Annotated in this window: 21 protein-coding genes; 10 read left to right on the top strand and 11 right to left on the bottom strand. The window is 59.2% G+C overall.

Going from position 1 to position 23,481, the window contains the following annotated elements; translation table 11 throughout:
• Nucleotides 1–4: 4 nt before the first annotated feature.
• From fhuB to hrpB, 6 genes are all read right to left on the bottom strand, one after another.
• The gene (gene fhuB, locus IEX01_RS13785; RefSeq protein ID WP_048887688.1) at nt 5–1,990 is read right to left on the bottom strand and encodes a Fe(3+)-hydroxamate ABC transporter permease FhuB; all 1,986 of its coding nucleotides are present in this window, start codon (nt 1,988–1,990) and stop codon (nt 5–7) included.
• Nucleotides 1,987–2,880, bottom strand: coding sequence for a Fe(3+)-hydroxamate ABC transporter substrate-binding protein FhuD (gene fhuD / locus IEX01_RS13780; RefSeq protein ID WP_188724043.1), 894 nt, complete (start codon nt 2,878–2,880; stop codon nt 1,987–1,989). The genes fhuB and fhuD overlap by 4 nt, the downstream gene beginning before the upstream one ends.
• Nucleotides 2,880–3,677, bottom strand: a complete 798-nt coding sequence (gene fhuC, locus IEX01_RS13775) for a Fe3+-hydroxamate ABC transporter ATP-binding protein FhuC (RefSeq protein ID WP_024558142.1) — start codon at nt 3,675–3,677, stop codon at nt 2,880–2,882. Before fhuC ends, fhuD begins: the two co-directional genes overlap by 1 nt.
• 47 nt (nt 3,678–3,724) lie before the next feature.
• On the bottom strand, nt 3,725–5,971 hold the full coding sequence (gene fhuA, locus IEX01_RS13770) for a ferrichrome porin FhuA (protein ID WP_188724042.1): 2,247 nt from the start codon (nt 5,969–5,971) through the stop codon (nt 3,725–3,727).
• Between the two features lie 277 nt (nt 5,972–6,248).
• A complete protein-coding gene (mrcB, locus tag IEX01_RS13765) occupies nt 6,249–8,783 on the bottom strand; it encodes a bifunctional glycosyl transferase/transpeptidase (RefSeq protein WP_024561640.1) in 2,535 nt (844 codons plus the stop codon).
• A gap of 107 nt (nt 8,784–8,890) precedes the next feature.
• The gene (gene hrpB / locus IEX01_RS13760) at nt 8,891–11,320 is read right to left on the bottom strand and encodes an ATP-dependent helicase HrpB (RefSeq protein WP_188724041.1); all 2,430 of its coding nucleotides are present in this window, start codon (nt 11,318–11,320) and stop codon (nt 8,891–8,893) included.
• Nucleotides 11,321–11,393: 73 nt separating this feature from the next.
• Between hrpB and thpR the strand changes: the two genes are divergently transcribed.
• The 9 genes from thpR (at nt 11,394) to panD (ending at nt 18,394) form a co-directional block, all read left to right on the top strand.
• A complete protein-coding gene (gene thpR / locus IEX01_RS13755) occupies nt 11,394–11,921 on the top strand; it encodes an RNA 2',3'-cyclic phosphodiesterase (protein ID WP_188724040.1) in 528 nt (175 codons plus the stop codon).
• Nucleotides 11,922–11,931: 10 nt separating this feature from the next.
• Nucleotides 11,932–12,636: a DNA/RNA nuclease SfsA gene (gene sfsA / locus IEX01_RS13750; protein WP_024560652.1), complete on the top strand. Its 705-nt coding sequence runs from the start codon at nt 11,932–11,934 to the stop codon at nt 12,634–12,636.
• 178 nt (nt 12,637–12,814) lie between these two features.
• The gene (dksA, locus tag IEX01_RS13745; protein ID WP_007749299.1) at nt 12,815–13,270 is read left to right on the top strand and encodes an RNA polymerase-binding protein DksA; all 456 of its coding nucleotides are present in this window, start codon (nt 12,815–12,817) and stop codon (nt 13,268–13,270) included.
• 73 nt (nt 13,271–13,343) lie between these two features.
• Nucleotides 13,344–14,240 carry a tRNA glutamyl-Q(34) synthetase GluQRS gene (gene gluQRS / locus IEX01_RS13740; protein ID WP_048887692.1) on the top strand — a complete coding sequence of 299 codons (897 nt, stop codon included), beginning with the start codon at nt 13,344–13,346 and terminating at the stop codon, nt 14,238–14,240.
• Nucleotides 14,241–14,290: 50 nt separating this feature from the next.
• Complete coding sequence (pcnB, locus tag IEX01_RS13735) at nt 14,291–15,688, top strand: polynucleotide adenylyltransferase PcnB (RefSeq protein ID WP_208855877.1); 1,398 nt, start codon at nt 14,291–14,293, stop codon at nt 15,686–15,688.
• Complete coding sequence (folK, locus tag IEX01_RS13730) at nt 15,685–16,164, top strand: 2-amino-4-hydroxy-6-hydroxymethyldihydropteridine diphosphokinase (protein WP_024558150.1); 480 nt, start codon at nt 15,685–15,687, stop codon at nt 16,162–16,164. Before pcnB ends, folK begins: the two co-directional genes overlap by 4 nt.
• Nucleotides 16,165–16,254: 90 nt before the next feature.
• On the top strand, nt 16,255–17,049 hold the full coding sequence (gene panB, locus IEX01_RS13725) for a 3-methyl-2-oxobutanoate hydroxymethyltransferase (RefSeq protein WP_188724039.1): 795 nt from the start codon (nt 16,255–16,257) through the stop codon (nt 17,047–17,049).
• A 13-nt stretch (nt 17,050–17,062) separates the two neighbouring features.
• Nucleotides 17,063–17,917, top strand: a complete 855-nt coding sequence (gene panC, locus IEX01_RS13720; RefSeq protein ID WP_024558152.1) for a pantoate--beta-alanine ligase — start codon at nt 17,063–17,065, stop codon at nt 17,915–17,917.
• A 96-nt stretch (nt 17,918–18,013) separates the two neighbouring features.
• Nucleotides 18,014–18,394: an aspartate 1-decarboxylase gene (gene panD, locus IEX01_RS13715; RefSeq protein WP_024558153.1), complete on the top strand. Its 381-nt coding sequence runs from the start codon at nt 18,014–18,016 to the stop codon at nt 18,392–18,394.
• 45 nt (nt 18,395–18,439) lie between these two features.
• Here the strand turns inward: panD and IEX01_RS13710 are convergent, their stop codons facing one another.
• The 4 genes from IEX01_RS13710 to IEX01_RS13695 form a co-directional block, all read right to left on the bottom strand.
• Nucleotides 18,440–19,687: a polysaccharide deacetylase family protein gene (locus IEX01_RS13710; RefSeq protein ID WP_188724038.1), complete on the bottom strand. Its 1,248-nt coding sequence runs from the start codon at nt 19,685–19,687 to the stop codon at nt 18,440–18,442.
• Between the two features lie 59 nt (nt 19,688–19,746).
• Entirely contained in the window at nt 19,747–20,178 is a 432-nt protein-coding gene (locus tag IEX01_RS13705; protein WP_024558155.1) for a PTS sugar transporter subunit IIA, read from the bottom strand.
• Between the two features lie 105 nt (nt 20,179–20,283).
• Nucleotides 20,284–21,054, bottom strand: a complete 771-nt coding sequence (locus IEX01_RS13700; protein WP_024558156.1) for an ABC transporter permease — start codon at nt 21,052–21,054, stop codon at nt 20,284–20,286.
• Nucleotides 21,051–21,977, bottom strand: coding sequence for an ABC transporter ATP-binding protein (locus tag IEX01_RS13695; RefSeq protein WP_024560658.1), 927 nt, complete (start codon nt 21,975–21,977; stop codon nt 21,051–21,053). The genes IEX01_RS13700 and IEX01_RS13695 overlap by 4 nt, the downstream gene beginning before the upstream one ends.
• 107 nt (nt 21,978–22,084) lie before the next feature.
• On the opposite strand from IEX01_RS13695, the gene can reads away from it, so the two are divergent.
• Nucleotides 22,085–22,747, top strand: coding sequence for a carbonate dehydratase (gene can / locus IEX01_RS13690; RefSeq protein ID WP_024558158.1), 663 nt, complete (start codon nt 22,085–22,087; stop codon nt 22,745–22,747).
• A 43-nt stretch (nt 22,748–22,790) separates the two neighbouring features.
• Here can and hpt read toward each other — a convergent pair whose 3' ends face one another.
• Complete coding sequence (hpt, locus tag IEX01_RS13685; protein ID WP_188724037.1) at nt 22,791–23,327, bottom strand: hypoxanthine phosphoribosyltransferase; 537 nt, start codon at nt 23,325–23,327, stop codon at nt 22,791–22,793.
• Between the last annotated feature and the right edge of the window lie 154 nt (nt 23,328–23,481).

Here is a 23,481-nt window from a genome sequence, read left to right as displayed (position 1 = left end):
GCGCTTACCGGCTCTGCTTTCTCAACAGATAGACAAAATAAGGCGCGCCGATAAAGGTCGCCAGCAGCCCCGCCGGGATCTGATAAGGGAAGATAACCATACGCCCGCACCAGTCGGCGAAGAGCATCAGCATGCCGCCCAGCAGCGCCGAGATAACCAGCTGCGGCAGCGCCCGGCGAAAGCCCATCAGCCGGGTGATATGCGGCGCCATCAGGCCGACAAAGCTGAGCGGCCCGATAGTCAGCGTGGCCGCGGCGGTCAGCGCGGCAGCGAGCAGCAGCAGCGCGATACGGGCAGGCGTCAGCGCCATGCCGACCGCGCGGGCGGTATCGCCGCCAAGCGGCAGGATAGTCAGCCAGCGGCGGCAGAACGGCGTCGCCGCCAGCAAGATCGCCATTACGCCAAGCGTGCGCAGCGCATGCTGCGGGGTCACGCTGTAGGTCGAGCCGGAAAGCCAGGTGATAACCTGCGCCATACGCGGGTCGCCGCTTGCCTGCAGCATCACCAGCATCATGCTGAAGGCGGTGCTCAGCGCCATCCCCGCCAGCAGCATGCGGTGCGGCGAGAAGCCTCCGCGCCCGGCGGCGATAAGGATAACGAGCAGCGTGCCTGCCGCCCCCAGGCTACCGGCGGGCAGCAGCCAGGCGAAAGCGTCCACGGGCACGAAAAAGAGCATCAGCACCACGCCGAAGGCGGCGCCCGCGCTGATGCCGAGCACTTCGGGACTGGCCATTGGGTTGCCGGTCAGACGCTGAATAATACAGCCCGCCACCGCCAGCATGGCGCCGGCGCTGAGCGCCGCCAGCACCCGCGGCCAGCGCCACGGCATCATCTCATTGAGCAACGAACCGCTCGCCCACTGCCAGCCCTGCGCGTCGCGTCCCAGACAAAGCGCCGCTGCCAGCATCGCAAGCAGTACCACCAGGCCCGCTATCGCCCAGCGCAGAAGATGCTGGCGCTCAGCGGGCACGCTGTCGCCTGCGCTCATGTCCGGCGCGCTCATGGTGCGAAGACGCGGCAGCAGCCAAAGCAGCAGCGGCGCGCCAATCAACGCCGTCACCATGCCGGTGGAGATCTCCATCCAGACGCGGGTCAGCCAGACGATGAACTGATCGGAAATCCACAGGATCAGCGCGCCGATAAGCGGCGCCAGCAGCAGGCGCGCAAGCAGCCGTCTCGCGCCTAACATTTTGGCAAGCAAGGGCGCGAAAAGACCAATAAAGCCGATAATTCCCACCGCGTTCACCAGCAAGGCGCTGATGACTATTGCAAGCGAAAGCGCCGCCAGCCTCGCCAGCGAAAGCGCAAGCCCCAGGTTGCGCGCCACGCCGTCATCAAGACCCATCAGGGTTAACGGACGCAGCAGCAACAGCGTCAGCAGCACGCCGCCCAGCAGCTGCGGCCACAGGCGATTCACGATGCTCCAGTCGGTCTGGTTAAGCGCGCCGCTGCTCCAGAGGAACATGCTCTGCAACTGCTCGTGATGAAAAATCACCAGCAGCTGATTTACCGCGCCGCAGTACAGGCTGACGACCAGGCCCGCAAGAATGAGCGTGACCGGCGAAAGGCGTTTGCCCCACGCCACGCCGAATACCAGCAGGCCAACGAGACAGGCGCCTGCCAGCGCGGCGAATTGCATCGTGAAAACGCCGCCCGGCAGCGACCAGAGCGTGACGACGGTAATGCCGAGCTGCGCCCCGGTGGCGACGCCAAGCGTCGTCGGCTCCGCCAGCGGATTGCGCAGCACTTGCTGGAACAGCACGCCCACAAGCCCCAACCCTGCCCCCACCAGCAGCGAAACCGCCAGGCGCGGCAGCGCGCTGTAGTGGAACAGCATCTGGTTGATGGCGTTAACATCCGGCTGCCATAGCGCCTGGCGCCATTCACCGCGCGGCAGTTGCGCGTTAAGGTTGAACCACGTCAGCGCAAGCGCGGCGATAAAGAGCGCGGCGAGCAAAAGCGTCGGGAAAAGCGCATGGCGCGTTCTCATGCCCGGCCTCCCAGCGCGTTGTCCAGCACGCGACAAAAGCGCATGGTGGAGAGCGTCGCGCCATAAAACCAGACCGCTGGCACCCGCTGAAAACGTTGGTTGCGGATAAAGGGCATCGCCTGCCACAGCGGCGTGGCGGCTATCTGTCCCATCAATGGCTCATCACCGTGTTCGAAGCAAAGCACATCGGCATCCTTGATAGCGGCAAGCTGCTCCATCCCTACGATCGCGCTGCCCCAGAAATTGGTCTCGCCCGCCCAGCCGTTGCGTACGCCCAGCACGTCCATCGCCTGCTGAAACAGGCTGTTTTGCCCAATCAGCAGCACGTGGCGGGCATCTATCAGCGTCATCAGCACCACCGGCCTTTCGCCTCGCGCGGCGAAACGCGGCTTCATCTGCTGGAGAAAGTTATCAAACTGCGCCAGATGATGGCGGGCCGCCTGCTCGCGGTCGATACGGCTTGCCAGCTGCATCAGCGATTTGCGCGCCATGTCCAGCGGCGCTTTGCCGTCGGTAAAGGCGATGCCAACGCCCGGCGCGATGCGCGACAGCTGCTCCTGTGAAGGACCATAGCCTGACGACCAGATAAGCAGCGTGGGTTTAATGGCGGTCAGCAGTTCCATATTCGGTTCGGTGCGCAGGCCGACATCAATAACGGAAGCGGGTAGTTTCGGGTCATTAACCCACAGGTTGTAGTTCGGAATATCCGCGACGGCGTAAGGCGTAACGCCCAGCGCCAGCAGCTGTTCCACAGGCAGCCACTCCAGCGCCACGACGCGTTCGGTAACCGGTTCTGCCGCCCGGGCTTTTTGCATCTGCCAGAGCAGCGGCGAAAGCGCCATCGCCGCCAGCAACCGGCGGCGGCTGAAAGAGAAAGTGAAATCGCGCATCAGTAAACGAAGCTCACCGGCGCAAGGCCCGCCGGATGAGGCAGGATCCCCATCGGAATACCGTAGATCTGTGCCAGATTTTCGCTGGTCATCAGCGCATCGGGGCAGCCTTCGGCAATCATTTCGCCGCCGCGCAGCGCCACTAAGTGGTCGCAGTAACGCGCCGCCATGTTGATATCATGCAGCACGGCGATCACCGTGAGCCCGCGCTGCTGGCTTAAGCGATGGATGAGCGCCAGCACCTCCACCTGGTGGGCGATATCGAGCGCCGAGGTCGGTTCGTCAAGCAGGAGACAGCGGCTGTTTTGCGCCACCAGCATCGCTATCCATGCCCGCTGCCGCTCGCCGCCGGAAAGACTATCCACCAGCCGGTGCGCCAGCGGCTTCAGGCCCACCAGCGTTATCGCCTCCTCCACCAGTTCGCGATCTTTCACGCCGAAGCGCCCAAGCGCGCCGTGCCACGGGTAGCGGCCAATCGCCACCAGCTCGCGCACGGTCATCCCTTCTGCGGCGGGCAGTTGCTGCGGCAGATAAGCCACTTCACGGGCAAACGCTTTGCTGCCCCAGTTTTCAAGCGGCTGGCCGCCCAGCAAAATCTCCCCTTCCGAAGGTGGCTGATGACGGCCCAGCATTTTTAACAGCGTGGATTTGCCGGAACCGTTATGGCCGATTAAGCCAGTAACCTTTCCTGCGGGAAACGTCAGGGAGAGCGGGTGAAGCAGCGTGCGGCCTGGCACACGAAAAGCGACTTGCTTGAGGGAAAAGGTGGTGTCGGGATACGTCTGTTTATCCTGCATAGTAGCCAACTTGTAAAAGGGCACGGCGAACCGTGCCCGAAAACGGATCAGAAGCGGAATGTCGCGGTGGCGGTGACCTGACGCTCCGCGCCCCAGAAGCAGCCGTAAGTCTGGAAGCAGCTGGAGACGTAGTCGCGGTCGAGCAGATTATTCACGTTCACCGCAACGCTTGAGCCGGCAAGGCCGAAGCGCGCAAGGTCATATTTCACCACAGCATCCATGACTGCGGCACTACCAACTTTAAAGGTGTTCGCCGGGTCGCCATAGCTGGAGCCGATAAAGCGGCCGCCGGTGCCGAGAGTCAGGCCGGAGAGCGGGCCGTCGTTAAAGGTGTAATCGCCCCACAGGGAAGCCATATGCTTCGGCACCTGCACCGGTGTATTGCCTTTGTAGTTGGTGTCGGTGGTGTATTCAGCGTCGGTATAGGTATAAGAAGCCAGTACGTTGATATTGGCGTTTACCGCCGCTTTCGCTTCCAGCTCTACGCCGCGAGAACGGATTTCGCCGCCCTGAACAGAGAAGAAAGAACCTGCCGGATCGCCCATCAGGTTATTGGTTTTCGTCAGCTGGTAGACCGCACCGGTAACCACAACCGGCATATCTTTCGGAACATATTTCACGCCAGCTTCGTACTGTTTACCTTTCGAAGGCGCAAAAATATCTCCGCCCGCACCTGTTGTTGAGGCAGGCTCAAACGACTCGCTATAGCTGAAATAAGGCGATACGCCGTTATCGAACAGATAGTTAATACCGCCGCGCCAGGTAAACTGGTTATCGTTACGGCTATCTTCCGTACCCGTTGAGCGGTTCAGAGATTTTTGTTCAGCCCAGTCGTAGCGGCCGCCCAGCGTTAGCACCCAGTTATTCCACTGCGCCTGATCCTGCGCATAAATACCGGTCTGCTTTTGCGTGTTTACAATGCTATAGGCCCCTGAAACAACGGGCTCTCTTGATCCAAAATCAAAATTATCATAGCTCGGGTTATAGACATCCAGAGCAGCGACAGAGCCTGCATAGCCAAACCAGGAGTCGATATCATTACGCATGCGCATAAAATCCACGCCGGTCAGCAAAACATGATCAACATCGCCAGTGGCGAACGTGCTTTGCAATTGCGTATCCACGGAGAAGTTTTGCAGTTTTTCGTTATCCGCAACGTACTGCCGCGTCAGGTAGTGCCCTCTTTCAGAGGCTGGAATGCCTGTACACGCCGCATTGGCTGAATTAATCGGATCAGAACACATGCCATAGCCATAGACGCTGTTCTGAGACGTTTTATTCTCTGCGAAGCGCAAATTCTGACGTACCGTGAAAGTATCATCAAAAGCGTGGTCAAAACTGTAACCCACCATTTTCTGGTTACGGGAATAGGTATTGTTTTGCGCGCCTTCATTAAAGTCCGTGGATAAACGCTCACCGTTCGGCAGCGGATCGACTGTCCCCTCTTTTGGCAGCCAGCCGTAATACCCCGTATCCGGCTCGTTCTGGAAATAGGAGAGGAAAGTAAAATTGGTTTTATCGTCCGGGCGCCAGGAGAACGACGGCGCGATGGTGTAGCGCTGCTCCTCAGCCCTTTCCTGCTGCGCGTCTGCGGAACGCGCAAGACCGGTCAGACGATAAGAGAACTCACCGTTGTCATCCAGCGAATCGTTGAAGTCGAAGCCGGTCTGGTAAAGGTTATCTGTACCGACCTGGAACTGAATTTCGTGCAGCGGCTCGGTTGTCGGACGCTTGCTGACCATATTCACCAGCCCGCCTGGGTTGCTTTTGCCGTACAACACAGACGTTGGCCCACGCAGCAGCTCTACCCGCTCAAGGAAATAAGGGTCGATAACGGCGTCGTTATAGAAGTTGCCCTGCATCTTCAGGCCATCAAGATAGTTGTTCTGGCTCTGCCCTTCTGCGGAGAACCCGCGAATGATCAAAAAGTCGTAGGTATTCGAAGCGCCACGGGTAGAAACATTAACACCCGGCGTGTAGCCCAGCGCCTCTTTCACCGACGCGGGCTGGCGAATTTCCATCTCTTCATTGGTAACCACCGAGATAGACTGCGGGGTCTTTTCAATCGGCGTGTCGGTTTTGGTGGCAGTCGCCGTGCGTTTGGCGGCGATAGTCGGCGCCGGACCCCAGGCGCTTTCCTGCGGCGCGGCGGCGCTAACGGTAATGGTATCTTCTTTTTTCGCCGTCTCGGCGGCGGTAGCGGTAACGGCAATGCTGCCGGTTGCCGCGGCAATCAGCACGGCAAGCTTGCGCAGCCGGGTATGAGTAGGCTGAAAGGTGTTGGAACGCGCCATTTTATTTTCTCTGAGTGAAAGTAACGAACGATAACGTAAACGAGAATTATTATTATGAACGCAAGATAATATGCGAAACGCTGTTTATATGGCAAGCGTCAGACGGCCCTGAGAGGACTAAAGGCAGCGTAATTAACCATTGTAATAGCAGGGAGTTACGAGGTCGCTAAACAGCGGTTACCGGGCGGTAATAGAGAAGATAAAAAAACGCGGCGTAACAGGTTTCCCCATTACGCCGCGTTACCCGTGCGTTCATCGCTAAGCGAGGCGCGAACCGTTAATTACTGCCGAACATATCCTTAATCCAGCCCGCTACGCCGTCGCTCTTCTCCTGCTGCTGCGGCGCCTGCTGTTGTTGAGGCTGCTGCTGCGGCTGCGCCGGAGCAGACTGCTCAAACGGGTTTTCCGCCGGCGGCGGCGCGCTCTGCTGGCAAAGCGCATCCGGATTGGTGGTCCACACCGGCAGCGTGCGGAAACCGCCGCCGCACTGGAAGTAGCCCATATCATCCACGCCCATCTCGACGATATCTTCCGGCGGCGTCAGCTCCAGCGGCACCGGCGACTGGTTGCTCAGATAGCGCTGGTAAATCGCCATCGCGCCGCTGGCCCCGTAGAGTTTAGTCGGCTGGTTGTTATCGCGACCCACCCAGGTTATCACCACTTCACGCCCGTCGATGCCGGCAAACCAGGTATCGACATTGTTGTTGGTGGTCCCCGTTTTCCCCGCCAGATGCAGTTTCGGGAACTTCGCGGCAAGGGCCCGGCCCGTACCGCGCTGCACCACCTGCTGCATCGTGTAGAGGGTCAGATAGGCCGCCTGCGGCGGCACGGCCTGCTCCGCCTGCGGGAAGCTCTGGAACAGCACCGAGCCATCTTCAGCGATAACCGAACGCAGCACGGAGAGCGAAGCGCGGTTACCGCCGCTGGCGATGGTCTGGAACGCCTGCGCCACTTCCACCGGCGTCAGGTTAAGCGCGCCAAGCAGCATCGCCGGAACCGGGTGCAGCTGCTCTTTCGGCACGCCAAGCTTCGTCCAGGTCTCGGTAACGGCTGGCAGGCCCAGCGCCATGCCGAGATTCACTGTCGGCACGTTCATAGAGCGGGCAAGCGCATCCACCAGCATCACCTGGCCGCTGTAGCGATGGTCATCGTTCTGCGGCGACCAGACCTGGCCGTTCGGCTGACGCAGCGAAATCGGCGCGTCGGCAATCCAGGTATTCAGGCGATACTGGTTCGGCTGGCTTAACGCGGTCAGGTAAGTGGCCGGTTTCGCCAGCGAGCCGATGGAGCGGCGCGCCTGCATGGCGCGGTTGTAGCCCGCAAACTGCGGGTTCGCTCCACCGACCATGGCGCGCACTTCACCCGTCGTCTTGTCGACGACCACCATTGCGGTTTCCAGGTCTTTCAGCTTGCGCTGTTTAATCAGCGCCGGAATGCCTTCCGTCACCGCTTTTTCCGCGGCGTCCTGCGCGACGGAATCAAAGGTGGTGAAGATCTTCACGCCGGAGAGATCTTTAACCTTGTCGCCCAGCTTGCTTTGCAGCTCCTGGCGCACCATCTGCATAAACGCAGGCTGCGGTGAGATCACCCCGCCGCGCGGCTGCACGCCCAGCGGCCGGGCGCTCAGCATGTCATACAGCTCCTGGTCTATTACCTGCTGCTCCTGCAGCAGACGCAGCACCAGGTTGCGGCGCTCCAGCGCAAGCTTCGGATTACGCCATGGGTTGTAGAGCGAAGCCCCTTTCACCATCCCCACCAGCAGCGCCTGCTGGTCGAGGCTCAGCTCTTCCACCGGACGGCCAAAATAGTAAAGGCTCGCCAGCGGGAAGCCGCGGATCTGGTCGTCGCCGCTCTGGCCGAGGTAAACCTCGTTCAGATACAGCTCCAGAATGCGGTCCTTGCTGTAGCGCGCGTCCATGATGAGCGCCATGTAGGCCTCGTTGGCTTTACGCCACAGGGTGCGCTTGTTGGTCAGGAAGAGGTTTTTCACCAGCTGCTGGGTCAGCGTACTGCCGCCCTGCACCGCCCGGCCCGCCGTCAGGTTCGCCAAAACGGCGCGACCGATAGAGTAGACGCTGATGCCGTCGTGCTCATAGAAATGGCGGTCCTCGGTGGCGATAAGCGTATCCACCAGCAAATCCGGGAAGCCGGTGCGCGGCACAAACAGGCGCTGCTCGCCGTTCGGCGAAGAGAGCATGGTGATAAGCCGCGGGTCGAGACGGAAGAAGCCGAACTGGCGGCCGCTGTCCATGTTCTCAATAGACTCAAGGCGATCGCCGCTGAAGCTCAGGCGCGCGCGCACCTGCCCCTCTTTGCTGTCCGGGAAGTCGAACGGGCGACGGATCATCTCAATGCTGTTGGCCTGCACGGTAAACTCGCCAGGACGGGTCATTTTCGTCACCTGACGGTACTGCGTGGCCTCCAGCAGCTTGATCATCTCCTGCTTGCTGTAGAGCGAATCCGGCTCAAGGTTGACCATGCGGCCATAGACAGCCGCCGGCAGTTGCCAGACTTTGCCGTCGATGCGGCTGCGGATCTTCTGGTCGAGATAGACGCCGTAGGCGACCATCACCACCACGAGGATCAGAAACAGCTTTAGCAAAAACCAGAGCCAGCGGCGCTTTTTGGCAGGCTTGCGCCCTTTGCCGCCACCGCCGTTACCCCTGCCCTTCGCCGTTCTCGGCGCGGGTTCTTCATCTTCATACTCATCGTCATACTCCTCTTCCCTGAGCCGACGACGGCTAACTTTCTCTTTTACCGGACGCGCTGGTCTGCCCTTGCGTCCGATAGGTTCGCGGTCATTCCCCGCCATGCTTTTTCTCCGCAGATAATTCAGGCGCAAGGGCCTGATTCTTGTTTCTTCCGCACCCGCGCGAAAGAAGAAAGCTCTCAAATTAAAAGGCTAACGCTCCCGCTGCGTTACGAATATTTCTTCGTGCGGCGCGTGGGTTGCGCATTGGCCGGGTCGTCCGGCCAGACGTGTTTCGGGTAGCGTCCCTTCATCTCTTTTTGCACTTCCCGGTAAGCGCCGCGCCAGAAGGCGGCCAGGTCGCGGGTTATCTGCAACGGCCGCTGGGCGGGCGAAAGCAGCTCCAGCGTCAGGGGCACCCGCCCCTGTGCAATAACCGGTGTTGCAGCTTCGCCAAACATCTCCTGCATCCGCACCGCCAGCGCAGGCGGGTTATCGGCGTCATAACGAATGGCTATCCGGCTTCCGGTCGGCACAGTGTAATGAGTTGGCAATGCACTATCCAGCCGTTGACGTAATGACCACTCCAGCAGATGGTTAAGCGCCACCGTAAGGTTCAGGTTTTTTAGCGCCCGCAGCGAATGCACGCCGTTCATCTCCGGCAGCAGCCATTTCTCAAGCGAGGCCAGCAGCGCCTCGTCATCCACCGCAGGCCATGGATGCTCTGGTAGCCATCGGGCAGCGCAGGCCAGACGCAAACGCAGCTGTTCTGCTTCCGGCGTCCAGTTAAGCACCGAAAGCCCTTTTTCGCGAATGCCGTTAAGCATCGCCTGGTGTAGCTCTTCTTCTGAGGGTTTCGACAGCGGCTGCGTCTTGACCACCAGTTGCCCAAGCCGCCAGCGGCGAAACGCCTTCAGCGTCCCCTGTGCTTCGTCCCATTCCACCGAATCGCTCTGCTGCAACAGGTGAGGATAGTCAGCGATAAGCGCGTCGAGGTCGAACGGCAGCGCCAGCAAAATACGCGCGTCTGGCGTGTTGCCGCCCTGCAACAGCAGCGGCGCGATAAGCCACTCGTAGCGGGAGAGCGCATCGTCCTGATCGAGCATCGCCCCCATGCCGTTGGCGAGCTGATAACGGCCATCCAGCCCACGGCGGCGGGCGATGCGATCGCTAAACGCCTGCGCCAGCAGCCCGGCGGCCAGCGAAATGTCGCCTCTACCGCCGGACGATTTTAATCGCTTAAGCAGCTGGTTGCTGCGCGCCTGCCAGTTGCTCTGGTTGCGGGCAAAGGCGCCGCGCAGATCGCTTTCCCTGCCGCGCGGCGGCTCTTCCAGCAGCGCGGCGAGACGGGCGGCGGTGGCCTGCTCGTCCGCATCGCCTGCGCCGACCAGCATCGCGGCCAGACGCGGGTCGTTGCCAAGCTGCGCCATCTGACGTCCGCGCGCCGTAAGCGCGTTGTTCTCCAGCGCGCCCAGTTGGCTTAGCAGCGCCCGCGCCGCCTGAAGGTTAGCCGCAGGCGGCGTATCGAGCCAGCTAAGCTCGCTGACATCCCGGCATCCCCACTGCAACAGCTCCAGCAGCAGACCGGCGAGATCGCTTTGCAGGATCTCCGGTTCGCCCTGCGCCGCCGCGCGCTCCGCCTGCTCTTTGCCGATAAGATGCAGGCAGATGCCCTCTTCCAGACGCCCGGCGCGGCCTGCGCGCTGGGTCATGGAAGCCTGGCTTACCCGCTGCGTCACCAGCCGCGTTAAGCCGGTACGGGCATCGAAGCGCGCCACCCGCTCCTGGGCGCTGTCCACCACCAGACGAATGCCCTCAATGGTAAGACTGGTCTCGGCGATATTGGTCGCCAGCACCACTTTGCGAAAGCCCGGCGGCGCGGGCAGAATCGCTTTGCGCTGTTCGCTCAGCGGCAGCGCGCCGTAGAGCGGACAGAGGAGCACATCGGAGGCGACGCGTTCGGCCAGTTGCTCCTGCACGCGCTGGATCTCGCCCACGCCTGGCAAAAAGAGCAGCAGCGAGCCGCGTTCTTCTCGCAGCAGCCCGCTCACCGCCTGCGCCACCGCGTCGTCGAAGCGCTGGTGGGCGCCGAGCGCCTGGTAACGGCGCTCGACGGCAAACGCCCGGCCCTCGGACACGATCACCGGCGCCTGGGGGAGCAGCTGTTGCAGCCGCGCGTTGTCCAGCGTCGCCGACATAATCAGCAGCCTGAGATCGTCGCGCAGCCCCTGCTGCACGTCCAGCAGCAGCGCAAGCGCGAGGTCCGCCTGCAGGCTTCGCTCATGGAATTCATCAAGGATCACCAGCGAAACGCCGTTAAGCTCCGGGTCGCGCTGGATAAGCCGGGTAAGAATGCCTTCCGTCACCACCTCAAGGCGCGTATTCGGCCCGACGCACGTTTCAGCGCGCATGCGGTAGCCTACCGTTTCGCCGCACGCCTCGCCCAGCAGTTCGGCAAGCCGCTGCGCCACGTTGCGCGCCGCCAGCCTGCGCGGCTCCAGCAGCAGAATGCGCCCGCTCAACTCGCCCTTTTGTAAAATTTGCAGCGGCAGCCAGGTCGATTTCCCGGCGCCGGTGGGGGCGATAAGCAGGGTCTGCGGGGCGTGTTGCAGGGCGGTGAGAAGTTCAGGCAGTACGGCGGCGACCGGCAATGACGACACAAAAGGCTCCAGCGGGTTAACATAATAAGGAGAGCATTGTAGCATCTCGCCTCTTCATTCACCGAGTCACGCTATGTCAGAGTCTAAACGCCTGTTTTTCGCGCTTGAAATCCCCGGGGATATTCAGCAGCACATCGTGCGCTGGCGCGCCGAACAGTTTCCCGTTGAAGCGGGGCGCCCGATAGCGGCGGCCAACCTGCACATTACGCTCGCTTTCCTGGGCGACGTGAGCGAGGAGAAGCAGCGGGTACTCGCCGCCCAGGCGAGCCGCATCGCTCAGCCCGGGTTCCAGCTTCGCCTGGACGACGCGGGCCACTGGCCGCGCTCGCGCGTCGTCTGGCTTGGGCCGCGCCAAGCGCCGAGAGGGTTGCTGCAGTTGGCGAATCTGCTGCGCGCCCAGGCCGCACGCAGCGGCTGCGCGCAGTCGCCGCAGCCCTTTCATCCGCATGTCACATTACTGCGCAACGCTCAGCACCGGGTTGCGCTGCCGCCGCCTGGCTTTGGCTGGACGTTCCCTGTTGATGCTTTCGTGCTCTATGAGTCGCTGTTCGAACAGGGACGCACGCGTTACAAGCCAGTCGATCGCTGGTTGCTTAAATAAAGGAAGCGAAATGGAATTTACCCCTCCCCTGCAATCCGCCACGCTGATTAAGCGCTATAAGCGTTTTCTCGCCGATGTGATCACGCCGCAAGGCGAGACGCTGACGCTGCATTGTCCCAATACGGGCGCGATGACCGGCTGCGCCACGCCCGGCGACACCGTGTGGTACTCCACCTCGCCGAACCTGACGAGAAAATATCCGCATACCTGGGAATTAACCGAAACCCAAACCGGTTCGCTTATCTGCGTTAATACTTTACGGGCCAACGCGCTCGTGAAGGAGGCGCTGCTGGAAAACCGCCTGCCGGAACTGGCCGGTTATACCTCCATTCAGAGCGAAGTAAAGTATGGGGCGGAGCGCAGCCGCATCGACTTTATGTTGCAGGCGGATTACAGGGTTAACTGCTATATTGAGGTGAAATCCGTAACGCTATCGGAACAGGGATCGGGCTACTTTCCCGATGCGGTAACGGTACGGGGTCAGAAGCATTTACGGGAGCTAATGAGCGTGGCGGCCAGTGGCGAACGCGCCGTTTTGTTATTTGCGGTGCTGCACTCCGCTATCGACCAGGTTGCTCCCGCTCGCCATATCGATCCCCGGTACGCCGGGCTTCTGGAAGAAGCGCAGCGCAGTGGGGTGGAAGTGATGGCGTGGAAAGCTTCGCTTTCGGCTACCGCAATGACGTTAACGTCGCCGTTAGCGGTCAACTTATAAACTTTTGATAAGAATTGTTGTTTAACCGTTCTGGTCGCGTATGCGAATACGCTTTTCCTCACAGGGTTGTCAAGTGTAACGTTTAGATAATTGCTATCCGGAAAAGCTTCTGCTATTTATAGCGGCCTGATTTTTCCCCCGACAAGGGGATCGATAGTGCGTGTTAAGGAGAAGCAACATGCAAGAAGGGCAAAACCGTAAAACATCGTCCCTGAGTATTCTCGCCATCGCTGGGGTGGAGCCGTATCAAGAGAAACCGGGCGAAGAGTATATGAACGAAGCCCAGCTGGCGCACTTCAAGCGAATTCTTGAAGCGTGGCGTAATCAACTCAGGGATGAAGTCGATCGCACCGTTACGCACATGCAGGACGAAGCTGCCAACTTCCCTGATCCGGTGGACAGAGCCGCTCAGGAAGAGGAATTCAGCCTCGAACTGCGCAACCGTGACCGCGAACGCAAGCTGATCAAAAAGATCGAAAAAACCCTGAAAAAAGTGGAAGACGAAGATTTCGGCTACTGCGAATCCTGCGGTGTGGAAATCGGTATTCGTCGCCTGGAAGCGCGTCCGACAGCCGATCTGTGCATCGACTGCAAAACGCTGGCGGAAATCCGCGAAAAACAGATGGCTGGCTAACGGCTTACGGTTATCTGACCTTATCACTGGCGGGAGCTTCTCCCGCCTTGTTTTTTTCTGCCTTATGTAAACCATGTCCTCGCAACCCTATATCGGCCGTTTCGCCCCCTCGCCTTCCGGCGAACTGCACTTCGGCTCGCTTATCGCCGCGCTTGGCAGCTATCTTCAGGCCCGCTCACAGCAGGGTCGCTGGCTGGTGCGCATCGAAGATATCGATCCGCCGCGGGAAGTGCCCGGCGCCGCCGAAACAATTTTACGCCAGCTTGAGCATTACGGCCTGCACTGGGATGGCGAAGTGCTGTACCAGTCCGCCCGCCATGAAGCCTACCGCGAAGCGCTCGCCTTCCTGCGCGAACAGGGTCTGAGCTACTACTGCACCTGTCCCCGCAGCCGCATTCAGCAAATCGGCGGGATTTATGACGGCCACTGCCGAAACCTGCATCACGGCCCGGAAAACGCTGCCACGCGCCTTGTTCAGCAGCATCCGGTGCTGGCGTTTGACGACCGTCTGCGAGGACATCTTGTCGCCAACGAGGCGCTGGCGCGGGAGGATTTTATCATCCACCGCCGCGACGGCCTTTTTGCTTATAACCTGGCGGTCGTGGTGGACGATCACTTCCAGGGCGTGACGGAAATCGTGCGCGGCGCGGACTTGATCGAACCCACGGTGCGGCAAATTTCGCTTTACCGGCAGTTTGGCTGGCCTGTTCCAGCCTACGTGCATCTGCCGCTGGCGCTTAACGCGCAGGGCAATAAGCTGTCGAAGCAGAACCATGCGCCAGCCCTGAGCCACGGCGACCCGCGCCCGGTGCTGCTGGCGGCGTTACGCTTCTTAAACCAGCCGGTCACGCAAGCCATGCGGGAGCTAAGTCTCGCCGCTTTGCTTAACGAAGCGGTGCGAAACTGGGCGTTGTCAAGGGTGCCTGCGGCAACTGCGGTGAATCCGGCATTCTCAAACGCGCCGCACTGAGCTATATTAGCCGCTGTTTTTTGTCCAGAGTCTCACTACCGAGGTGTACTATTTTTACCCGAGTCGCTAATTTTTGCCGTAAGGTGTTAAACCGCGAGGAGAGCGTGGTTGAAGAGGCCACCGTGCAACCAGCCATGACGATTATCCCGCGTGAACAGCACGCTATTTCCCGCAAAGATATCAGTGAAAATGCCCTCAAGGTGCTCTACCGTCTGAATAAAGCAGGCTATGAAGCCTACCTCGTCGGCGGTGGCGTGCGCGATCTGCTGCTTGGCAAAAAACCGAAAGATTTTGACGTCACGACTAACGCCACGCCCGATCAGGTTCGCAAACTGTTTCGCAACTGTCGGCTGGTGGGGCGCCGTTTCCGTCTCGCTCACGTGATGTTCGGGCCGGAAATCATTGAGGTCGCCACCTTCCGTGGTCATCACGAAGAGAGCCAGAGCGACCGCGCTATTTCGCAGCGCGGCCAGAATGGCATGCTGCTGCGCGATAATATCTTCGGCTCGATTGAAGAAGATGCCCAGCGTCGCGATTTCACCATTAACAGCCTTTACTATAGCGTGGCCGATTTCACGGTCCGCGATTACGTCGGCGGCCTGCGCGACTTGCAGGAAGGCGTAATTCGCCTGATTGGCGACCCGGAAACGCGCTACCGCGAAGACCCGGTGCGCATGCTGCGCGCGGTGCGTTTCGCCGCCAAGCTCGATATGCGCATCAGCGCAGAAACCGCTGAGCCTATCCCACGTCTCGCCACGCTGTTAAACGACGTGCCGCCTGCGCGCCTGTTTGAAGAGTCGCTGAAGCTGCTGCAGGCGGGCTATGGCTTCGCCACGTATAAGCTGCTTTGCGAATACAACCTGTTCCAGCCGCTGTTCCCCGTCATCAACCGCTACTTTACCGAGCAGGGCGACAGTCCGATGGAGCGGATTATCGCTCAGGTGCTGAAGAACACCGATACGCGCATTCATAACGATATGCGCGTGAACCCGGCGTTCTTGTTCGCTGCGATGTTCTGGTATCCGCAGCTGGAGACGGCGCAGAAAATCGCCCAGGAGAGCGGGCTTGCCTATTATGACGCTTTCGCGCTGGCGATGAACGACGTGCTGGACGAAGCGTGCCGCTCGCTCGCCATTCCAAAGCGCATCACCACGCTTATCCGTGATATCTGGCAGTTGCAACTGCGCCTGTCGCGCCGCCAGGGCAAACGCGCGTGGAAGCTGATGGAGCATCCGAAATTCCGCGCCGCTTACGATCTGCTGGCGCTGCGCGCCGAGGCGGAAAGCAACGCCGAACTGCAGCGCCTCGCCCGCTGGTGGGGCGAGTTCCAGTCCGCCGCGCCGCCGCTGCAAAAAGACATGCTGAACGACCTTGGCGATGAACCGGAAGCGCGTCGCCGCAACCGTCGTCCCCGCCGTCGCGCGCCGCGCCGCGAAGGCAATGCATGACCATCGCCTATATTGCGATAGGCAGCAACCTGGCTTCGCCGCTCGATCAGGTCAACGCGGCGATTGCCGCGCTCGCGGCGATAGCCCAAAGCCGGTTGCTGGCGCAGTCCAGCTTCTACCGCACTCCGCCGCTCGGCCCGCAGGATCAGCCTGATTACCTGAATGCCGCCGTGGCGCTGGAAACCGCCCTCGCCCCGCAAGTGCTGCTCGACCACACCCAGCGCATTGAACGGGAGCAGGGTCGGGTGCGCAAAGCGGAACGCTGGGGCCCGCGCACCCTCGATCTCGATATCATGCTGTTCGGCGACGAGGTGATTAACACGCCGCGTCTGACGGTGCCCCACTACGACATGAAAAACCGCGCTTTCATGCTGCTTCCGCTGAGCGAGATTGCGCCCACGCTGCGCTTCCCCGACGGCGCGCCGCTGGCGGACGTGCTTGCCACGCTTGACCAGACCGGCATTTCCCGCTGGTAAAACCCCCGAAAAAGCCATGCTAAAAGTGTGGCTATCCACGCTTCTGGCAATCGATTACACTACGTTTCATTTTCAAATTTCGGGATTGTTATGAAACCGACAACCATCTCCCAGCTGCGCCGCTGGAAACAGGAAAAGACCCGCTTCGCCACCATTACCGCCTACGACTACAGCTTCGCGAAGCTGTTTGCCGAAGAAGGCATTAGCGTAATGCTGGTGGGCGATTCGCTGGGCATGACCGTACAGGGCCATGACTCCACGCTGCCGGTCACCGTTGACGAGATTGCCTACCACACCCGTGCGGTACGCCGCGGCGCGCCGCAGTGTCTGCTGCTCGCCGATCTGCCGTTTATGGCGTACGCCACGCCGGAACAGGCGTTTGAAAATGCCGCGACCGTTATGCGCGCGGGCGCCAACATGGTGAAGATTGAGGGCGGCCGCTGGCTCGCCGAGACCGTGCGCATGCTGACCGAGCGCGCCGTGCCGGTTTGCGGCCATCTGGGGCTGACGCCGCAGTCGGTCAACATCTTCGGCGGCTATAAAGTGCAGGGCCGCGACGAAGCCGCCGCGCAAACGCTGCTGGATGACGCGCTGGCGCTGGAGGCGGCAGGCGCGCAGCTGCTGGTGCTGGAGTGCGTGCCGGTGGAGCTTGCTAAACGCGTCACCGACGCGCTCTCCATTCCGGTTATTGGCATCGGCGCGGGCAACGTTACCGACGGCCAAATTCTGGTGATGCACGACGCTTTCGGCATCACTGGCGGCCACATTCCTAAATTTGCAAAAAACTTTCTCGCGCAAGCGGGCGATATGCGCGCCGCGGTGCGCCAGTATATTGCTGAAGTGACGTCCGGCGCCTATCCGGGCGAAGAACACAGTTTCCACTGACAGGAGTACGGTTGTGCTGATTATTGAAACCTTACCGCTGCTGCGCCAGCATATTCGCCGCTTTCGCATGGAAGGCAAACGCGTGGCGCTGGTGCCGACCATGGGTAACCTGCACGACGGTCATATGAAGCTGGTGGACGAAGCGAAAGCCCGCGCCGATGTGGTGGTGGTGAGCATCTTCGTCAACCCGATGCAGTTTGACCGCGCCGACGACCTGGCGCGTTACCCGCGTACGCTGCAGGAAGATTGCGAGAAGCTGAACCGCCGCGGCGCGGACATGGTGTTCGCGCCGACGCCGGAAGAGATTTACCCGAAAGGCATGGGCGAGCAGACCTTTGTTGAAGTGCCCGGCATCTCCTCCATCCTGGAAGGCGCCAGCCGTCCGGGCCATTTTCGCGGCGTCTCCACGGTAGTGAGCAAGCTCTTTAACCTGGTGCAGCCGGATATCGCCTGCTTTGGCGAGAAGGATTACCAACAGCTGGCGCTGATTCGCAAGATGGTCGCGGACATGGGCTACGACATCGACATCGTCGGCGTGCCGACCGTGCGCGCAAAAGATGGCCTGGCGCTGAGTTCGCGCAACGGCTATCTCACCAGCGATCAGCGGAAAATCGCCCCTACCCTTAGCAAAGTGATGAACGCCATCGCGCAGAAGCTGCGGGCGGGCGAGCGCAACCAGGACGAGATGCTGGCGGTGGCGGCGCAGGAGCTGAGCGAGAAAGGCTTCCGTCCGGACGACCTGCAAATTCGCGATGCCGACACCCTGCTGGAGCTGAATGACAAGAGTTCGCGCGCGGTTATTTTGATGGCGGCGTGGCTCGGTCAGGCACGGCTGATAGACAATCAGACCGTGGAATTAACCCAGTAGACAGAGGGTATAAAACGGGCAATACTGCCCGGGATAAATTCCTGGTGCGGCGGTAAACGCCGCGCTGATATCGTTCTGGTAAACAAGGTTCTATTTATGATTCGCACAATGCTGCAGGGCAAGCTGCATCGCGTCAAAGTGACTCAGGCGGACTTGCATTACGAAGGCTCCTGCGCCATTGACCAGGATTTCCTTGAGGCGGCGGGTATTCTGGAATATGAAGCCATTGATATCTACAACGTGACCAATGGCAAACGCTTCTCAACGTACGCCATCGCCGGCGAGCGCGGTTCAAAAATCATCTCCGTTAACGGCGCTGCGGCGCACTGCGCGGATGTGGGCGATATTCTTATCATCGCGAGTTATGTCACGATGCCGGATGCCGAAGCGCGCGCCTGGCAGCCGAAAGTCGCGTATTTCGAAGGTGATAACGAAATGAAGCGCAAGGCGAAAGCCGTACCGGTTCAGGTTGCCTGAACCCCTTCCAGGCCCTCTTCACGAGGGCCTTGTTGTATCTGAGCGTTATCCCTGCGGCTGGTTCGTAATGATTTTCGCCATGGTCTCCAGCGAGTCCGTTTTCAAAATATAGAGCCGCTTAAGCAGGAACGGGTTGTCTCCCGGCTTTACTTTTCCCTTCACCGTCGTAACCGCCAGATGAAAACCGGCGTCGTTGGCCGCCTTCACCGCTTTCTCGTCATAGCCGCCGAATGGATAAGAAAGATAGAGCACGTGCGGATTGAACTGCGCCAGCGCGCGGCGCGAACGTTCAAAGTCAAACAGCACATTGTGATAGCTGCGACTTAACAGTATGGGGTGATGCAGCGCATCGACGCGATGAAGGAAATGGGTGTGGGACTGAATATCGAACACATCGGCTATCTCCCGCAGCTCAGAAACGCTCATAAACTGCAGCGACTTCGGGTCCCAGCGTTGCGGGCGGCCTTTAATGCGGGAAGAGATAATAAAGGCGGTGGCTTTAAAGCCATACTGCTTCAGTACCGGGTACGCGTAGCGGCTTACCGATTTCAGCCCATCGTCAAAAGTGATAACCACCGCGCGAGCAGGCAGATTCATGCGGTTTCGCACGTAGCTCTCCAGCTGATACATCGACAGCGTCGCATAGCCCCTGTCGCGCAGCCAGGTCATCTGGTTGTTGAACGCGCGCACGGAAGTGGTGGTGGAGGTGTGCCGAAAACGGGTGTTCTCTTCATCGCGCAGGATATGGTGGTACGTTAGCACCGGAATGCCGTTATCCTCCTGCGCGTCAAGGCTACTGATATAGCCCAGGCGGTTGCCGATGCGAACCTCATACCAGGTCTGGTTCAAACGGTCTTTAAGCTTGCCGATAATCGGGTAGCGCAGGTTTTCTGCAAGCGTGCCGAACGGCGCGCTGCGGCTGTCCGGAGCGTTATAGACGGTGACATCCTGCCAGGTAAGCAAATTCTGGTTGCTGAGCGGCTTATTCAGATCGCCCAGCCTGTCCTGCACCCGCTGTTTGCCCTGCACCGGCTCCAGATGCTGTTTATCGATAAACCCGGTGCCGAAGCCGAAACGGAACTCGTAATAGTCCGCCGCCATCGGCGAAACGGCGATTATTTGCCCCTCTTCTATCGTGCCCACCGAGATAACCTGGTCCCCAACCTGCGCCCAGATATCGGCATCCTGCGTGGTTTGCATATATTGCGGCGGCACAGGCTGGCCGACAAACGGGCCTGCATAAGCGGCGCCTGCGCATAACAGCAACAGGCTAAACAGAAGACGAGTCAACATGATGAAGCACAGAACCAGAGTGAAGCGAGTGGCAGTCAGTTTAACAAACCTACCGGCAATTACAGCGCGTGTTTGAGCACAAAGGGCGGGTTTTTCTGTTGCTGGTGCCAGAGGCTGCTAACGTTTTCGCCGCCCTGCTCTACAATTTTCAAGCGAAAAGATTCGCTGGTCAGCGTTTCTCGCCATGCAACCGCGGTGCCCAGCAACGCAACCGTCACGCCCGAGATGACTTCGCAGTGGGGATGCTTATGGCTTAACAGCGCGGCGGTGCGATAAGGCGTGCCGCCATTCTCTTCGGTGAAGAAAATGACGCCGTCGCCGCTGTCGGTTTCGTGCAGCGCGTCGCAGAGCATGCGGCTCAGCATGTTGGCGCTTAGCCCTTCCTGCACATTCACCGCCCGGCACTGCGCCAGCGCGCCCGCTTTTTCTTCCAGCGCCGCCTGCATCTCCTGCGCCGCGTAGCCGCGACAGACGATAACCCACCCTAACATAGCGTATCTCCTTGTTTCAGGCGGGCAGTTTACCTCAGGGAGAAATCGCAGGGCTGACATGCATCAACAGAAAGAAAAAGCCCTCCGCGACGGGAGGGCTTTTTTTCAGGTGCGCAGACCGCGTCCGCGGCTAATCAAATACCAGCACAGCAGGTAAAAGACGATGATAAACGCCGCCAGTACCGCAACGGTAAAGAGCAGCGGAACATCGCTGATGCCGAGAAAACCGAAGCGGAAACCGCTAATCATGTAGACTATCGGGTTTAAGTGCGACAGCGCCTGCCAGAACGGCGGCAGCAGCGTCAGCGAATAGAACACCCCGCCGAGGTAAGTCAGCGGCGTCAGCACGAAGGTCGGGATCAGGCTGATGTCATCAAAGGTTTTCGCGAACACCGCGTTCAGCAAGCCGGCCAGCGAGAAAAGCACGGCGGTGAGCAACAGCGTCAGGCCAACAAAAAGCCAGGAGTGAACCTGGAACGGCACGAAGAAGAGTGAAACCGCCGTAACCAGAATGCCGACGCAGAGGCCACGCGCCACGCCGCCGCCCACATAGCCTGCAATAATCACGTGCGTTGGCACCGGCGCAACCAGCAGTTCTTCAATGTTGCGCTGGAATTTGGCGCTGAAGAACGACGAGGCGACGTTGGCATACGCGTTGGTGATCACCGCCATCATAATCAGCCCCGGCACGATGAACTGCATGTAGGTAAAGCCATGCATTTCGCCGATACGCGAGCCAATCAGGTTGCCAAAAATGATGAAATAAAGCGTCATGGTGATGACCGGCGGCACCAGCGTCTGCACCCAGATTCGGGTAAAGCGGTGGATCTCTTTGGCCCAGATGCTTTTTAGCGCCACCCAGTAAAGCTGCATCATGCGTGGTCTCCTTGTTTTTCGTTCACCAGCGTGACAAACAGCTCTTCAAGACGGTTGGCTTTGTTACGCATGCTTAATACCTGAATTCCCTGCGCCGTCAGCTGGTTAAAGACGCTATTGATCCCCTGCTCGCGCAGCACTTCCACTTCCAGCGTAGAAGTATCCACCAGCCGGTACTGGTACCCATCAAGCTTCGGCAGCGGGCTTTTCGGCGCCAGATCGAGGATAAAGGTTTCTGATTTCAGCTTGGAAAGCAGCGACTTCATTGAGGTGTTTTCCACCAGCTCGCCGCGCTGGATGATGCCGATGTTGCGGCACAACATCTCCGCCTCTTCCAGATAGTGGGTGGTGAGGATGATGGTGGTGCCTTTGTCATTGAGATCTTTAAGAAAGCCCCACATGGAGCGGCGCAGTTCAATGTCCACGCCCGCTGTCGGTTCATCAAGGATCAGTAGCTTCGGCTCGTGCATTAACGCGCGGGCTATCATCAAACGGCGCTTCATCCCGCCGGAGAGCATACGCGCACGTTCGTTGCGTTTTTCCCACAGATCGAGCTGGTTAAGGTATTTTTCGCTGCGCGCGACGGCTTCGCGGCGATCCACGCCGTAGTAGCCCGCCTGGTTGACCACAATCTGCTGCACCGTCTCGAAGGGGTTGAAGTTAAACTCCTGCGGCACGAGGCCGAGCTGACGTTTAGCGTTCACCACGTCACGCTCAAGATCATAGCCAAACACCCGAACGCGTCCGGACGTTTTATTCACCAGCGAGCTGATGATGCCGATGGTCGTGGATTTGCCCGCGCCGTTTGGGCCAAGCAGCGCGTAAAAATCTCCCGCCTCCACTTTTAAATCAATCCCACGCAGCGCTTGTACCCCGCCTGCGTAGGTTTTCTTTAATTGCTCCAGTTCCAGTGCTATTGTCATGGATATTCGGTTACCTTATTTCGCACAAAAGTTGTGTGGTTTAAAAAATTTTTGAGTTGTCCTATATTACCCCAACGCAATTCTTCGGTTACAGGCCGTTAACCTTTATGAAAGATATCGACACACTAATTAGCAACAACGTCCAGTGGTCCAAAATGCTGGTGGAAGAGGACCCGGGCTTTTTCGAACGACTGGCGAAAGCACAGAAGCCGCGCTTTCTGTGGATTGGCTGCTCAGACAGCCGCGTGCCCGCCGAGCGCCTTACTGGCCTCGAACCGGGTGAGATTTTCGTTCACCGCAACGTTGCCAACCTGGTCATCCATACCGATCTTAACTGCCTTTCGGTCATTCAGTATGCGGTTGACGTGCTTGAAGTGGAACACATTATTATCTGTGGACACTACGGCTGCGGCGGCGTGCAGGCAGCGGTAGAAAACCCTGAGCTTGGGCTTATCAACAACTGGCTGCTGCACATCCGCGACATCTGGCTTAAACATAGCTCACTGCTTGGTGAAATCCCGCAGGAGAAGCGCCTCGACGCGCTGTGCGAGCTGAACGTGATGGAGCAGGTTTATAACCTGGGCCACTCCACCATCATGCAGTCGGCGTGGAAACGCGGCCAGAAAGTGACCATTCACGGCTGGGCCTACGGCATCCACGATGGCCTGCTGCGCGACCTGCAGGTAGCCGCAGCTGACCGCGAAACGCTGGAACAGCGCTATCGCAGCGGCATCGGCAACCTTCAGCAAACGCACAATATTCATAAGTAATAGCGAAAAAAAGGGGCCGCGGCCCCTTTTTTATACCCGTCAGTTACCCGGCAAGCGGAACCACTTTGCCGATGTACGGCAGATGACGATAGCGCTGAGCGTAATCGATGCCGTAACCCACCACAAACTCATCCGGAATGGAAAAACCGATAAACTCGACGTTCACTTCCACTTCACGACGGGAAGGTTTATCCAGTAACGTGCAGATAGCCAGCGATTTCGGTCCGCGCAGGCTCAGGATCTCGCGCACTTTCGACAGCGTATTGCCAGAATCAATAATATCTTCGACGAGCAGCACATCTTTGCCGCGGATGTCTTCATCCAGATCTTTCAGGATTTTCACATCGCGCGTTGTCGACATGCCGCTGCCGTAGCTCGAAGCGGTCATAAAATCGACCTCATGGGAAACCTGCACTTCGCGGCAGAGGTCCGCCATGAACATAAACGAGCCGCGCAACAGGCCGACCAGCACCATATCGCTGCCGCTGTCTTTATAACGCTCGGTTATTTCACGTCCCAGTTCTGCAACGCGCGCTTTGATGTCCGCTTCGGGGATCATTACTTCTACAGTATGTTTCATATCTATAACCATCTGATTTTAAATTTGAATCATCAAACGGCAGCGTTTCGTTCGCCAGCGCTTATTGATAAGGCAGGCAGTATACCAGCAAAAAGCATTTACGGCAGAAATGCACAAAAAAGCCCTTATTGTGATTCAGATCACACATGTTAAT

The organism is Franconibacter daqui (assembly GCF_014644275.1).
GTDB lineage: Bacteria > Pseudomonadota > Gammaproteobacteria > Enterobacterales > Enterobacteriaceae > Franconibacter > Franconibacter pulveris.
This window is presented reverse-complemented; position numbering and strand designations above follow the sequence as displayed.